The sequence below is a fragment of the Bradyrhizobium sp. 157 genome (assembly GCF_023073815.1).
In the GTDB taxonomy this organism is placed as follows: Bacteria; Pseudomonadota; Alphaproteobacteria; order Rhizobiales; family Xanthobacteraceae; genus Bradyrhizobium.
The window spans coordinates 48,328-61,988 of the sequence record NZ_JADPKF010000076.1; the positions used below are offsets into that span (position 1 = coordinate 48,328).

General features: G+C 65.6%; 11 protein-coding genes and 5 pseudogenes. 12 read left to right on the forward strand and 4 right to left on the reverse strand.

Features of this window, described 5'->3' with window-relative positions:
- Window position 1: 1 nt before the first annotated feature.
- The 7 genes and pseudogenes from IVA95_RS39045 to fni form a co-directional block, all read left to right on the forward strand.
- Window positions 2–127: pseudogene (locus IVA95_RS39045) on the forward strand (ferredoxin); the annotation flags it as partial.
- 150 nt (window positions 128–277) lie between these two features.
- Window positions 278–1,123, forward strand: coding sequence for an SDR family oxidoreductase (locus tag IVA95_RS19165; protein WP_308200426.1), 846 nt, complete (start codon window positions 278–280; stop codon window positions 1,121–1,123).
- Window positions 1,123–2,466 carry a cytochrome P450 gene (locus tag IVA95_RS19170; RefSeq protein ID WP_247511885.1) on the forward strand — a complete coding sequence of 448 codons (1,344 nt, stop codon included), beginning with the start codon at window positions 1,123–1,125 and terminating at the stop codon, window positions 2,464–2,466. Before IVA95_RS19165 ends, IVA95_RS19170 begins: the two co-directional genes overlap by 1 nt.
- A gap of 148 nt (window positions 2,467–2,614) precedes the next feature.
- The gene (locus IVA95_RS19175; protein ID WP_247511933.1) at window positions 2,615–3,613 is read left to right on the forward strand and encodes a polyprenyl synthetase family protein; all 999 of its coding nucleotides are present in this window, start codon (window positions 2,615–2,617) and stop codon (window positions 3,611–3,613) included.
- 305 nt (window positions 3,614–3,918) lie between these two features.
- Window positions 3,919–5,466 carry a hypothetical protein gene (locus tag IVA95_RS19180; protein WP_247511886.1) on the forward strand — a complete coding sequence of 516 codons (1,548 nt, stop codon included), beginning with the start codon at window positions 3,919–3,921 and terminating at the stop codon, window positions 5,464–5,466.
- Window positions 5,463–6,365 carry a hypothetical protein gene (locus tag IVA95_RS19185; protein WP_247511887.1) on the forward strand — a complete coding sequence of 301 codons (903 nt, stop codon included), beginning with the start codon at window positions 5,463–5,465 and terminating at the stop codon, window positions 6,363–6,365. The genes IVA95_RS19180 and IVA95_RS19185 overlap by 4 nt, the downstream gene beginning before the upstream one ends.
- 85 nt (window positions 6,366–6,450) lie before the next feature.
- Window positions 6,451–7,478 (forward strand): annotated as a pseudogene (fni, locus tag IVA95_RS19190) (type 2 isopentenyl-diphosphate Delta-isomerase).
- Here the strand turns inward: fni and IVA95_RS19195 are convergent.
- From IVA95_RS19195 to IVA95_RS19205, 3 genes and pseudogenes are all read right to left on the reverse strand, one after another.
- A pseudogene (locus IVA95_RS19195) lies at window positions 7,460–7,942 on the reverse strand (IS5/IS1182 family transposase); the annotation flags it as partial. The pseudogenes fni and IVA95_RS19195 overlap by 19 nt on opposite strands.
- A gap of 294 nt (window positions 7,943–8,236) precedes the next feature.
- The gene (locus IVA95_RS19200; RefSeq protein ID WP_247511888.1) at window positions 8,237–9,280 is read right to left on the reverse strand and encodes an IS110 family transposase; all 1,044 of its coding nucleotides are present in this window, start codon (window positions 9,278–9,280) and stop codon (window positions 8,237–8,239) included.
- A 72-nt stretch (window positions 9,281–9,352) separates the two neighbouring features.
- Window positions 9,353–10,213, reverse strand: a pseudogene (locus IVA95_RS19205) (IS5 family transposase); the annotation flags it as partial.
- 331 nt (window positions 10,214–10,544) lie between these two features.
- Between IVA95_RS19205 and IVA95_RS19210 the strand changes: the two are divergent.
- The 3 genes from IVA95_RS19210 to IVA95_RS19220 all read left to right on the forward strand — a co-directional run bounded on the left by IVA95_RS19210 (window position 10,545) and on the right by IVA95_RS19220 (window position 11,932).
- Window positions 10,545–10,706 (forward strand): hypothetical protein, encoded by a 162-nt coding sequence (locus tag IVA95_RS19210; protein ID WP_247511889.1) that lies wholly within the window; start codon window positions 10,545–10,547, stop codon window positions 10,704–10,706.
- A gap of 126 nt (window positions 10,707–10,832) precedes the next feature.
- The gene (locus IVA95_RS19215; protein ID WP_247511890.1) at window positions 10,833–11,186 is read left to right on the forward strand and encodes a hypothetical protein; all 354 of its coding nucleotides are present in this window, start codon (window positions 10,833–10,835) and stop codon (window positions 11,184–11,186) included.
- Between the two features lie 83 nt (window positions 11,187–11,269).
- Window positions 11,270–11,932 (forward strand): hypothetical protein, encoded by a 663-nt coding sequence (locus tag IVA95_RS19220; RefSeq protein ID WP_247511891.1) that lies wholly within the window; start codon window positions 11,270–11,272, stop codon window positions 11,930–11,932.
- Here the strand turns inward: IVA95_RS19220 and IVA95_RS19225 are convergent.
- Window positions 11,925–12,445 (reverse strand): annotated as a pseudogene (locus IVA95_RS19225) (transposase). The gene IVA95_RS19220 and the pseudogene IVA95_RS19225 overlap by 8 nt on opposite strands.
- 183 nt (window positions 12,446–12,628) lie before the next feature.
- Here IVA95_RS19225 and IVA95_RS19230 point away from each other — a divergent pair.
- Entirely contained in the window at window positions 12,629–12,865 is a 237-nt protein-coding gene (locus IVA95_RS19230) for a hypothetical protein (protein ID WP_247511892.1), read from the forward strand.
- A gap of 11 nt (window positions 12,866–12,876) precedes the next feature.
- A complete protein-coding gene (locus IVA95_RS19235; protein WP_247511893.1) occupies window positions 12,877–13,143 on the forward strand; it encodes a DUF6129 family protein in 267 nt (88 codons plus the stop codon).
- Window positions 13,144–13,661 lie beyond the last annotated feature (518 nt).

Below are 13,661 nucleotides of genomic sequence, written 5' to 3' on the forward strand. Positions count from 1 at the left end.
GATGCGCGTCGTGGTCGACCAGGATCTGTGCGGAACCACCGGGCAGTGCGTGCTGACGCTGCCGGGCACCTTTCGCCAGCGCGAACCGGACGGCGTGGCCGAAGTGTGCGTGGCGACGGTCCCGCAGGCGCTGCACGCCGCCGTGCGGCTCGCGGCAAGCCAGTGTCCAGTCGCCGCCATTCGGGTCATCGAAAGCGACGCTGGCGATGACGAGCGCGCCAGCGCCGACCCTGCGCCTTCTCCGCGGAGGCCGAGCAACGCAATCCAGGAGGACACGATGGCACGGTTTGAAGGCAAGGTGGCCGTGGTGACCGGCGCCGGCGCCGGCATCGGCAAGGCATGCGCCCTCGCCATCGCACGCGAGGGCGGCAGAGTGGTGGTGGCCGACATTGATGGCTCGGCGGCCATCGCCTGCACCGCGCAGATCGCGGCCGAAGCGGGCCACGCGCTGGCCCTGGCCATGGACATCGCCGATGCGCAGGCGGTGGCAGCGCTGTTCGAGACGGCGGAGCGGCACTTCGGTGGGGTCGACCTGCTGGTGAACAACGCGAGCGCCATGCATCTGACCCCGCGCGACCGCGCGCTCCTCGACCTGGACCTGGCGGTCTGGGATCAGACCATGGCGACCAATCTGCGCGGCACGCTGCTCTGCTGCCGGCAGGCCATCCCACGGATGATCGCCCGCGGCGGTGGCGCGATCGTCAACATGTCGTCGTGCCAGGGGCTCAGCGGTGACACCGCGCAGACGTCCTACGCCGCGTCGAAGGCGGCGATGAACATGCTGTCGGCCTCGCTCGCCACCCAGTACGGTCATGCGCAGATCCGCTGCAACGCGGTTGCGCCGGGTCTCGTCATGACCGAGCGTCTCCTCGCCAAGCTGGACGAGTGCATGCAACGGCATCTGCGCCGGCACCAGCTCCTGCCGCGCGTCGGCCGCCCCGAGGACGTGGCCGCGCTGGTGGCGTTCCTGCTCTCCGACGATGCTGCGTTCATCACCGGCCAGGTCGTGTGCATCGACGGCGGCATGCTGGCGCATGTGCCGACGTACGCCGACGGTGGCAACAGCCGCGCCGCGCGGCCTGCCGGCGACACCGCCGAAGCGGCCGCGGCGCCGCGCTGCTGATGGACATGCTGCTCAACCCGCTGGACCGTCGGCACCGGCTGCGGTACGACATCCCGGTCGTGCCCGGCGCTTTCCCCCTGGTCGGGCATCTTCCCGCCATCGTCTGCGACCTGCCGCGCCTGCTGCGGCGCGCGGAACGGACGCTGGGCAGCCACTTCTGGCTGGATTTCGGCCCTGCCGGACACCTGATGACCTGCGTGGATCCGGATGCGTTCGCACTGCTCCGGCACAAGGACGTGTCCTCGGCGCTGATCGAAGAGATCGCGCCCGAATTGCTTGGCGGAACGTTGGTTGCCCGGGACGGCGGCGCGCACCGGCAGGCGCGCGATGCGATCAAGGCGGCGTTCCTGCCCAAGGGGCTGACCCAGGCCGGCATCGGCGACCTGTTCGTGCCCGCCATCCGGGCGCGGGTGCAGGCGTGGCGCGACCGCGGCGAGGTAACCATCCTGCGCGAAACCGGCGACCTGATGCTCAAGCTCATCTTCAGCCTCCTGGGAATCCCCGCGCAGGACCTGCCGGGATGGCATCGCAAGTACCGGCAACTGCTGCAGTTGATCGTCGCGCCCCCGGTCGACCTGCCCGGACTGCCCTTGCGGCGCGGCCGCGCCGCCCGCGACTGGATCGACGCGCAGTTGCGCCAGTTCGTCCGCGACGCGCGCGCGCATGCCGCGCGCACCGGGTTGATCAACGACATGGTGAGCGCCTTCGATCGCAGCGACGATGCGCTCTCCGATGACGTCCTGGTCGCCAATATCCGCTTGCTGCTGCTTGCCGGTCACGACACCACTGCCTCGACGATGGCCTGGATGGTGATCGAGCTGGCGCGGCAGCCTGTGCTGTGGGACGCCCTGGTCGAGGAGGCGCAACGCGTGGGCGCGGTGCCGACCCGGCACGCGGACCTTGCGCAGTGTCCGGTCGCCGAGGCGCTGTTCCGCGAGACGCTGCGCGTGCATCCGGCGACCACGCTCCTGCCGCGTCGCGCGCTGCAGGAATTGCAACTCGGCCAACGGCGCATTCCCGCGGGCACCCATCTGTGCATTCCGCTGCTGCATTTCTCGACCTCGGCGCTGCTGCACGAGGCGCCTGATCAGTTCCGCCTGGCGCGGTGGCTGCAACGCACGGAGCCGATCCGGCCGGTGGACATGCTGCAGTTCGGTACCGGCCCACACGTCTGCATCGGCTACCACTTGGTATGGCTGGAACTGGTGCAGTTCTGCATCGCCTTGGCGCTGACCATGCACAAGGCCGGGGTGCGGCCGCGGTTGCTGAGCGGCGTCGAAAAAGGCCGGCGCTATTACCCGACCGCACATCCGTCCATGACAATCCGCATCGGATTCTCATGAGCTGGCTCGCGTGCCCCGTGTGGCGAGGCAGCGGCGCCGGTGACGCGCGGCATTGCTGCACTCGGCGCGCGCGCTCGGTGCGACGCCGGCAACACCGCGGCGGCTCGGCGCTCGCCGTGGCCGTGTCAGGCACAAGGACATGAACAACATGCAGACCGGTTCCACGCTACACGACGACCGAACTGGCGTTTCCGCGCTCGGCGGATTGGGCGCGCAGGCGCGCGGCGCATCCGGCAGGCTGCTGCCGGAGATCTGGATGCAGGACGGCGCAAAGCGGGTCGAACAGGCGCTGGCGCGTCTTCTCTGCGCCGAAGACGACGGTGAGACCGAGCTGATGGCGGCTATGCGCTACGCCACCTTGCATGGCGGGAAGCGCACCCGCGCCTTGCTCTGTCTGGCTGCCGGCGCACTGGCCGACACGCCGGCGCACATGCTCGACAACGTCGGCGCCGCCATCGAGATGATGCACGCCTGTACCCTGGTCCACGACGACCTGCCCGCGATGGACGACGACGTGCTTCGCCGCGGCCTTCCGACCGTGCACGTCAAGTTCGGCGAAGCCACTGCGATCCTGGTCGGCGATGCGCTGCAGGCGCACGCCTTCCTGACCCTGGCGAGCCTGGATATGCCGGGCGACAACCGTATCGCGCTCGTGCGCGAACTGGCGCAGGCGGTGTCCGCCGAGGGTGCCGCAGGCGGGCAGGCCATGGATCTGTCGCTGGTCGGAAAGCACGTCGAGCTGGACAGGATCGTGGCGATGCACCGGATGAAGAGCGGAGCGCTAGTGCGCGCATCCGTTCGCATGGGCGCGCTATGCGCCATCGCGGAGGATGCCGCGCACGCTGCGCTGTACTGTGCGCTCGATCGCTACACCGCCTGTTTCGGCCTGGCGTTGCAGGTGGTCGACGACATTATCGACGCGACAGCGGATACCGCGACGCTGGGCAAGACCCCCGGCAAGGACGCGGCGGCGCAGAAGCCGACCTGCGCGTCGATCATGGGGCTGCAGGCAGCGCGCCAGTTCGCGCTGGATTTGTTGCGCGACGCCGGGGAGGCCATCGCCCCGCTGGGGCCACGTGCGGAACGGTTGGCGCAGATGCTGCAGCGGGCCAACGCGTATCTGTTCAAGCACGCGCCATGCGCATGAGCGCGCCCGTCCGCATGGAGTCGCCCTGTGCCGCTGCGATCGGCCGGCGGCAGCGGTGCATGCTTACTGTGTCCGAGTCCGCGGCGCCGATCGCAGCGGTTGCCCAGCACGGCCGCGGCGCACACGGCGCGCTGCGCGCAAGCCTATGCGGCGGACCGGCGCCAGCATCGGGGCGCGTCGCCGCGCCGGAGCAGGGCGGCCGTCCGGCGCTGCCCATGCGCCGGGCCGCGACGGGCCTGCGGCGACGTGCGCGGCGTCTGCCCGATCCTGGTTCTCGTCAACCGTCTGCAGAAGGAACATCCCGCGTGAACGCGCTGTCCGAACAGATCCTTTCCGAATTGCGCCACCTGCTGAGCGAGATGAGCGACGGCGGCAGCGTCGGTCCCTCCGTCTACGACACGGCGCGAGCTCTGCAGTTCCACGGCAACGTCACCGGTCGGCAGGACGCATACGCGTGGCTCATCGCGCAGCAACAGGCCGACGGCGGATGGGGAAGCGCCGACTTCCCGCTGTTCCGCCATGCGCCCACGTGGGCGGCGTTGCTGGCATTGCAGCGTGCCGATCCTCTTCCCGGCGCTGCCGATGCAGTCCAGGCTGCAACCCGGTTCCTCGAGCGCCAGCCCGATCCCTACGCGCATGCGGTGCCGGAAGACGCGCCGATCGGCGCGGAGCTGATCCTGCCGCAGTTGTGCGGCGAGGCCGCATCCTTGCTGGGCGGCGTGGCGTTTCCGCGCCACCCGGCGCTGTTGCCGTTGCGGCAAGCGTGCCTGGTCAAGCTGGGGGCGGCGGCGACGTTGCCGAGCGGCCATCCATTGCTGCACTCCTGGGAAGCCTGGGGGACGTCGCCGACCACCGCATGCCCGGATGACGACGGCAGCATCGGCATCAGTCCGGCGGCCACCGCCGCGTGTCGTGCGCACGCCGTGACACAGGGGAGCACGCCGCAGGTCGGGCGCGCCGACGCGTATCTGCAGGCGGCATCGCGGGCGACGCGCAGCGGCATCGAAGGTGTCGTTCCCAACGTCTGGCCGATCAATGTGTTCGAGCCATGCTGGTCGCTGTACACCCTGCATCTGGCCGGGCTGTTCGCGCATCCCGCGCTCGCCGAGGCGGTGCGCGTGATCGTCGCGCAGCTCGACGCCCGCCTGGGCGTGCGCGGTCTGGGCCCGGCCTTGCACTTCGCGGCCGATGCGGACGACACCGCCGTTGCGTTGTGCGTCCTGCGCCTTGCAGGCCGCGACCCGGCGGTCAATGCGTTGCGCCATTTCGAAATCGGCGAGCTGTTCGTCACCTTCCCCGGCGAGCGCAATGCCTCGGTGTCGACCAACATCCATGCCCTGCATGCGTTGCGACTGTTGGGAAAGCCCGCCGCCGGCACCAGCGCCTACGTCGAGGCCAATCGCAACCCGCACGGTCTATGGGACAACGAAAAATGGCACGTTTCGTGGCTGTATCCCACCGCGCATGCGGTCGCTGCGCTGGCGCAAGGCAAGCCCCAGTGGCGCGACGAGCGCGCGCTGGCGGCGCTGCTGCAGGCGCAGCGCGACGGCGGCGGCTGGGGCGCCGGTCGCGCGTCCACATTCGAGGAAACCGCCTATGCGCTGTTCGCGTTGTACGTGATGGACGGGAGCGAAGAGCCGACAGGGCGCCGGCGCATCGCGCAGGCGGTGGCGCGTGCGCTGGAGTGGATGCTCGCCCGCCATGCGGCGCGTGCATTGCCGCAGACGCCGCTGTGGATCGGCAAGGAACTGTATTGCCCCACCCGGGTCGTGCGCGTGGCCGAACTCGCCGGGTTGTGGCTGGCGCTTCATTGGGGGCGGCGCGTCCTGGCCGAGGGAGCAGGAGCACCATGATCCAGACCGAACGCGCGCTGCAGCAGGTGCTGGAGTGGGGGCGTTCCCTGACCGGGTTCGCCGACGAGCATGCCATGGAAGCGGTCAGGGGCGGCCAGTACATCCTGCAGCGCATCCACCCGAGCCTGCGCGACACCAGCGTCCGCACCGGCCGCGATCCGCAGGACGAAACGCTGATCGTGGCGTTCTATCGCGAACTGGCGCTGCTGTTCTGGCTCGACGATTGCAACGACCTTGGCCTGATCGCGCCGGAGCAGCTCGCCGCGGTGGAGCAGGCGCTGGGGCAGGGCGTGCCGTGCGCGCTCCCCGGATTCGAGGGCTGCGCTGTGCTGCGCGCTTCGCTGGCCGCGCTCGCCTACGATCGTCGCGACTATGCTCAGCTTCTCGACGATACCCGGTGCTACTGCGCGGCGCTGCGCGCCGGGCACGCGCAGGCGGCAGGGGCGGAACGCTGGTCCTACGCCGAGTACCTGCACAACGGCATCGATTCGATCGCCTACACGAACGTGTTCTGTTGCCTGTCGTTGCTGTGGGGGCTGGACATGGCGACCTTGCGCGCGCGTCCGGCGTTTCGCCAGGTCCTGCGGCTCATCTCCGCGATAGGGCGCCTGCAGAACGATCTGCATGGACGCGACAAGGACAGGTCGGCCGGCGAGGCCGACAACGCGGCGATCCTGCTGCTGCAGCGCTATCCGGCTATGCCTGTGGTGGAGTTCCTCAACGACGAGCTGGCCGGCCATACGCGCATGCTGCACCGGGTGATGGCGGAAGAACGCTTTCCCGCGCCGTGGGGACCGTTGATCGAGGCCATGGCGGCCATCCGCGCGCAGTACTACCAGACCTCGACCAGCCGCTACCGCAGCGACGCTGCGGGGGGAGGCCAGCGTGCGCCGGCCTGAACGCGCGGGAGGCGGCGGCGTGCGCGCGCTGCCGTCGGTCCGATCCGACGCAACGCCGTCGCCCGATGCGACGGATGGAGCGAGCATGAGCGACACCGCCCTGAGCCGGCGCAAGGACGACCATCTGGACATCGTGCTGGATCGGCGAACGGCGCCGGCCACGGTCGCCGCCGGCTGGGAGTCCATCCGTTTCGAACACTGCGCATTGCCCGAGTTGGACCTGACGCAGATCGACCTGCGCGCCTCGCTGCTGGGCAAGACCATGCGCGCGCCGCTGCTGATCAGCTCCATGACCGGCGGCATGCCATCATCAACCGGCATCTGAGCGAGGCAGCGCAAGCCTTGGGGATCGCCATGTGCGTCGGTTCGCAGCGCGTGAGCCTGCAATCCCGCAACTCCCAGGGGCTGACGCGCGCGCTGCGCCGCCTGGCCCCAGACATTCCCTTGCTGGCCAATATCGGCGCCGCGCAACTGCGCGAGGCCGACGGCCCGGACCTGGCGCGCCGGGCGGTGGATGCGCTGGAGGCCGATGGACTCATCGTCCATCTCAATCCGCTGCAGGAAGCGGTACAGCCGGAGGGCGACCGCGACTGGCGCGGCGTCCTGGCGCAGATCGCTCGCGCAGCGCGTAGCGTGGGCGTGCCGATCGTGGCCAAGGAAGTGGGGTCGCGCCTGTCCGCCTCGGTGGCCTGTGCGCTCGTCGAGGCGGGCGTGGCGGTGATCGATGTCGCCGGCGCCGGCGGCACCAGTCGGGCCGCGGTGGAGGGCGAGCGCGCCCGCGATGCCGCCGACCGTGCAGTGGCGATGGCGTTCGCCGATTGGGGGATTCCGACCCCGGCCAGCGTGCAGGCGGTACGTCGGGCGCTGCCAACGGTGAAGCTGATCGCGTCGAGCGGGATCCGCGACGGCGTCGACGTGGCCAAGGCCATCCGCCTGGGCGCGGACATCGCCGGGCAGGCGGCCGGCGTGCTGCGCGCGGCTACGGTGTCCACCGAGGCGGTTGTCGCGCATTTCGAGATCGTCATCCGCCAGTTGGCCGTCGCCTGCTTCTGCGCCGGCTCGGCTGATCTAGTCGTCCGTGAAGAACTCTGGCTTCAGGCTGGAACAGTCTGAACCGCAGCAGTGAGAGCCGAGAGGATTTGGCGGCGCAGCAACAGGCTGAGCCAGTGGATGAGGCGACGGAAGTTGTAGCCGGCAGCGGCAAGGACGGCGTTGGCGGCGTCGCCCTGGCGGAACCAGAGATAATTGCGGCCCATGCGGTGCTCGGCCTTGAGATCACCGATGACGGGTTCGACGGCGGCCCTGCGGCGCAGTTCGCGCTTGATCTTGGGCGTCACCCCTCGCTTCTGGCCGGAGATGAAGACCCTGAACTTGTGATCGGGCGGCGCGTTGTGGCCGCGGTATCCCTTGTCGGCGAGGAGGCGCGCTATGATGTTGCCGATGAGCGCCTCCATGTCCGGGATCACGGTGGCCAGCGTGTGACCGTCATAGGGATTGCCGGGCAACGCCTTCACATGGGTGACGAACTGGCCGCCCTTGGCGCGGCTGATCGTGGTGGCAACGGAGACTTTGACGCCGATCTATGGACCACGCCCGCATTGCAAGAGGAATCGACATTGGGTGAAGCGGTTTGCGCCAATCTATCCGGCTTCGATTTGAGGCTCTGTCGCCCCGAGCCATTATGGATATCCGCCCACTTCTGTCCTCAATAACTCGCCGGCCTCAAGGAGGGCCATGGAGTCGAACCAGGCTTCAGAAGTGTCGGTGGAACCGTTTCTCCATTCGTCCTTTCCGTCTCGCAAACCTCGGCGGGATAGTGTGCTATTCCCGATCGGATCGTGGGATTTTCCTTCCTTCCCGGGTCGGACGTGCTACGCAGCGTGGCCCCGGAAACTCGCTTCGTAGTCACGGCCTTTTGCGAGCATGCTCCAGGCCATCCGCGCGAGTTTTGCGGCCAAGGCAACAACCAGTACATTCGAATGGAGCCGCTTCGATGCTGCTTCCAGCCAGGCTCCGAAGCCGTGCCTGGCCCAGGTTTGGCGCTGCAGCAGTACGGCTCTGGCTCCCTGAATGAACAGTGTTCGTAGATAACGGTTGCCGCGTCTTGATATGCGACCGAGAATAGTTCGATCACCGGTCGAGATTTGTTTCGGTACCAGACCAAGCCATGCTGCAAAGTCGCGGCCCTTCTGGAACGCATCACCAGTTCCGATCGCGGCGATGATCGCGCTTGAGATGATTGGCCCGACGCCCGGCGCACTCATCAGGCGGCAACAATGCGCATCTTGCTCCGCGATCTCGTTGATCTCCTTGGTGACTAACGCGACGCGACGGTCGAGATAGCGCCAGTCCTCGGCCAAGTCCTGGATGAGCCGAACCACCTGAGGTGACAGGCTTTCCGAAGGCATTGAGAGGATTTGGGGGAGTGCCAATCGGAGTGCTGCCGCGCCCTGCCGCACTGGTAGCCCTCGCTCAAGCAAAAAGCCCCGGATTTGATTGATGACCGCCGTCCTCTGCGTTACCAATCGACTGCGAACTCTGTGGAGTGCCTGTAAATCAAGTTGTTCGGCCGACTTCACTGGGACGAACCGCATTGTCGGCCGCTGCGCGGCCTCGGCGATCGCTTCAGCATCCCGAAAGTCATTCTTGTGACCCTTGAGGTATGGTTTGACATACTGTGCTGGCAAGAGCCGTACTTGATGGCCTAATTTCTCGAGCTTACGCCCCAGATGATGTGCGCCCGCACACGCCTCCATTGCGATAAGGCAACGCGGAACGTTGCCTAGCGACTGGTCAAGCTGATTTCTCGACCGCTTCTTCCGTAGCGTGATTGCGCCTGTAGCATCGAGACCAACGACATGGAATGTGTTTTTCCCGAGATCGATACCGATTGTGACAATGTTCGTATTCGACATGGCTTACGCTCCTGCTGCTGCCCCGCCGGGCTCCACGTTGCCGCTGAGAGCGGGCGTGGTCCATGCCATTAACTCGTAAGGCCGGTGGGCCTTGCCTTTGCCGATGCATTCGACCTCCGGCGCGTGCAGGGAATAGACCTTCGGCCCGCGTTGACGCTGTTGCTGCTCGCGGACGCGCCGCGCCAGCGGCAGCAGCTTTGCAAATGCCGCTTCGAGCCCGCTGTTGCCCTCGATCTTGCGGCCGATGTCGCGGATCACGCGGCCGAGATAGGTCCGCAGCGTCTTGAGCTTCCGGTTGGCGCGTTTGAACTGCTTGGCGTGGGCATAGCGCTGATGCTGGATCAGGGCGAGCTTGCCCACCCGCGCATAGGACTGGCGTAAGGCCATCCCGTGACGCTTCGCCAGCTGCACCAGCTTCTCGCGCGCCCGGTTCAGAAGTTTTGCATCGGTGGGGAACGTCACGTTCTTGGGCTGAACCGTGGTGTCGACGATCACCCGGGACAGCTCGGACGGCTTGATCGCCTTGGTCCTGGTGGCAACCGACAGGCTCTCCTGGATCAGCGCAGCCAGCCGCTCCTCGCCCATGCGGTTGCGCCAGCGCGTCAGCGACGAGCGATCGAACACCAGCCGGTGCTGGAAGAACTCCTCGCCGCAGAAGTATTGGTGATAGGGGTTCTCGACCCAACGCTCGCACAGCACCTCGTCGGACATGTCGTAGGTGTGCTTGAGGATCGCCAGCCCCGCCATCAAGCGCGTCGGCAGCGGCGGCCGCCCGGGATCATCGGTGTAGACCTCGCCGAACCGCTCCTCCAGGAAGCTCCAATCCACCGTCCGCCCCAGCGCCACCAGCGGATGCTTCATGTCGATGATCTGATCGAGCCGGGACCGGAAAAGATCCTGCTCCCCCGTCTCGTACCGCTCCCGTGGTCGCATCTCGTCCCCTCGCCAAAGCAGTCAAAGGCGAGTGAATCACAAATCAAGTTTGCAAGGAATCCCGATCCAAAAGCCCGCTTTCCGGCAAAACCAGTTACGGCAAAATGCCGTTTCTGGATTCCAAATCAACAGCTTGGGATTTCTTCACGGACGACGATCTAGCGGCGTTGCGTCAGGCGCGCTTGTTGCCCTCGGCGCATCTGCCCGCCGGTTGATGCCGGCGGCGGCGGGCGCCTAGTCTTACTGAGTCAGAAAGTCGCGGATGCGGGGGGATTCGCGCTGGTCGCGGATTTGTTAGGGTGCTGCTTCGTGATCAGGGAAGCGCCCCGCCATGCCCGACTGGACAGCCGAGAGTGAAGCCGCATTCGACGCCTATGTCGATGCTTTGATCGGGGTGATCGGCCGCGCCGAACGAGCTGAGCCCCTGAAGGGGTCGGAACAAGGTGCGCCGGGAGACCGGCAAGGAGTAGATGGTGCAAGTCCATTGCAATGAAGGAGTAGCGATCCACATTGACCCCGAGTCATGCGCGGTCGGTCGTGAGGAGACCGGTAACTTCTCTGGGTCAAACACGGGTTGTTAGGCTCGAGCAGTCCATCAGCATCGTTTTGAGACAAAGCGATGGCGGTGGAATGGACGGTTACGATCGAGGGCCGGAACGAATTTGGCGACACATACCGGAAGGAGGTCCGCACAGACAAGAGCTGGGAGAGCCTGTTCGACGGCGACATCGGCTTGTCGATCGGCGATAGCAAGAAGATCATGGCAGCGCTGCAGAACGCGGTCGTGAATCATGAGGCGGAGACGTATGCCCTTCTTCGCCGGGTTTGCCCGGATTGCCATACGTTCCGACCGGCCAAGGACTACACGACACGCCGTATCCGAACCGTCGCGGCACCGTTGAGGTTCGCAATCCCCGATGGATGCTGTGCCGGGAATGCCATCCAGGGATGGTCGGTGCCTTCGCGCCGCTGAAGGAAATTTGTCCCGATCGAGCGGGAGCTGATGGAACTGACGGCGCGGCTAGGAAGCATGCTGCCCTACCGCCAGGCGGCGAAGTGCTGGCCGATTTCCTGCCCACTGAACCGACTGAGACGCATGCGACCGTGCGCAAGCGTACCATCAGGATCGGCAAGCGGCTCGACGACCAGGTCATGCAGGAAACTTGGCGCGCGAGGTCCCAAACGGATGACCGATGCCAGCTTGAGATGCAGCTTCCCGGAGATCCGCGCAAAGAGTTCGTCATCAGCATTGATACGGCGCACGTTCGTAGCGCTGATCAACATTCGGCGCGAAATTTCGAGCTCGTCGTGGCCAGATGCGGCCGCGGGGGACGGGGACAAAGGGGCGATCGCTATTTCGTCACCGGCAGCACCGACCAGCAGGCAATCCGCGATTGTGCTCTTCACTCTCGCCAGGAAGTCGGATATCGCGGCTTTGGGGATGTGACGGTGATCTCGGACGGGGCCGAAATCCTAAAGCGGCTGCCCCGCGCCATGCCGAAAACAACGACCCACATCATCGACTGGTTTCATATTGCCATGAAGATCCAGCCCATGCAGCAGATCGCCGATCACATCGTACGATCCCGATCAGGCCCCTTTGAAGCGCTTCCAACCATCGACAGGGACATCAGAGCCGTGAAGTGGCGTCTGTGGCATCGGCGGGTCGGCCGCGCGATCCGCGACCTGGAGCAACTTCTAGGGTCCAGATTCAATTGAGCCAATATGCGACGAGAGCGGCGAGATGAACAGTGGCCAAGAATTCCGGGCGAGCTTGTCGTATCGGGTGGCGATACGGCGGAAGTCTTTGAGCCTGCAAAAGCAGCGCTCGATGACATTTCGGCCTTTGTAGGCGCGTTTGTTGAAGCGATGGATGACGACGCGGTTGGATTTGTTGGGGATCGGCGGCGCGAGCGCCAGAACATCGGGCGCCGCCGCGATATCGGCATCCTGGCCTCGGGTCTCAGATGCAGGACGACCGGCCGGCAGAGCGGATCGCTCAGCGCATGGATTTTTGTCGTGCGGCCTCCGCGCGAGCGGCCGATTGCTTGATTGTGCTCCCCCTTTTCCGCCGGAGGCACACCGGTGAGCTTTAATCGAGGTCGAGTCGAGCGACAGCACGACGCCGTCTTCGCCGGGCTTGGCCAGCGCTTCAAGATTGCCTCGATACGTCCCCATTGCCGATCATTCAGCCAAAACAAACCCGCGCGCATTCTATCGCCCCCGAATCAAAAACTCGCAGGAGAGGGAATCACGTGGCGCTATTTAGGTACGGGCCCTAGGACATCGCGCAATGAACGCCGCAATCATCAGACGACATCATTCCGGATTGCCCGCGCAACCAACGAGCTCGACCGGTGGCGGATCGTCCGCGCGCTGACGAAGCGCGAGCGCTACCGATATGACTCGCCAAAGGTGACAGCGGTTGCTGGCGGCTATCTGGTCGAGAGCCCGTGCTGCTCAGGCAATATCAATGCGGAGGGCGGCCTCATCGACGTCGCGCTGCTGCACCACGATAGGACTGGGGCGGCATGGCAGCTGTTCCGCAAAGATCACGGCAAGGGCGCCTGGGAGTGGCATTCGACCCATCAACGGCTTGGCTTGGCGACAGCGGTTCTGAACGCCGACCCTGAACGTTTGTTCTGGCAATAAGGGTTGTGGAGATGGTGCTCGAAGGCGACTTGACGGAGATCGAGCAGACGCTCGCCGTTGTTGATACAGCCTCTGAGCCCTGCCTGACGCTCCGGCAGAAATTTCCACATCTTGCCTGGATTTGTTGCGAGGCGTCCGACATGACGCAGAGTCCGTTCCGCCGGGTTGGAAAGTTCGACCTGCATCTGCTCGACAGTGGAGGTCACTGTGTACAGATCACGAATGATCCGCAGCGCGCCACCGGCATTGTGCTGGCCATGCGCTCTGGCAAGTCATGATCAAGCAATCGCCTGCCAGTGCCAAGCTCACACAGGACGGCTAGGCCCGCGGGTTGTTTGCTATGCCGTAGTGCCCGGCCCGGGAAATATCACGATCAGGTCGCTCGGCTCGTTCATCGGGTCCATGAGACGGGGGCAGGCGATGGTCTCGCAGAAGTGTTCGCTGAGGGCGGAATTGCCTAGGTATCTCAACGTGGCTTATTAACCAAGGATACTGCGGTAGATCAAATTTGGATGAGCGAGCCGTGCTCGATCAGCTGACGTGGAGTAACGCCCAGGCATTGCAAGATTTGCCTTTGTGAGTACTCGCCCTTAAATCCGCAGGACTTCAGAAAATAGGAGAAGACGTTTGCTCTTCGCGCGGTAACGCCGTGCACTCGCCGTGAAGGCCGGTTGATGATGCGCGCGCAAGTGAGGCAGTGCGACTGTCCCGGCCGATCCGCGCTACTCCATCAATAGTATTGGCGCCTGGAAATATCATACTACTAAATTGGTGAGTGAAGTCGGCGCATTCAAGC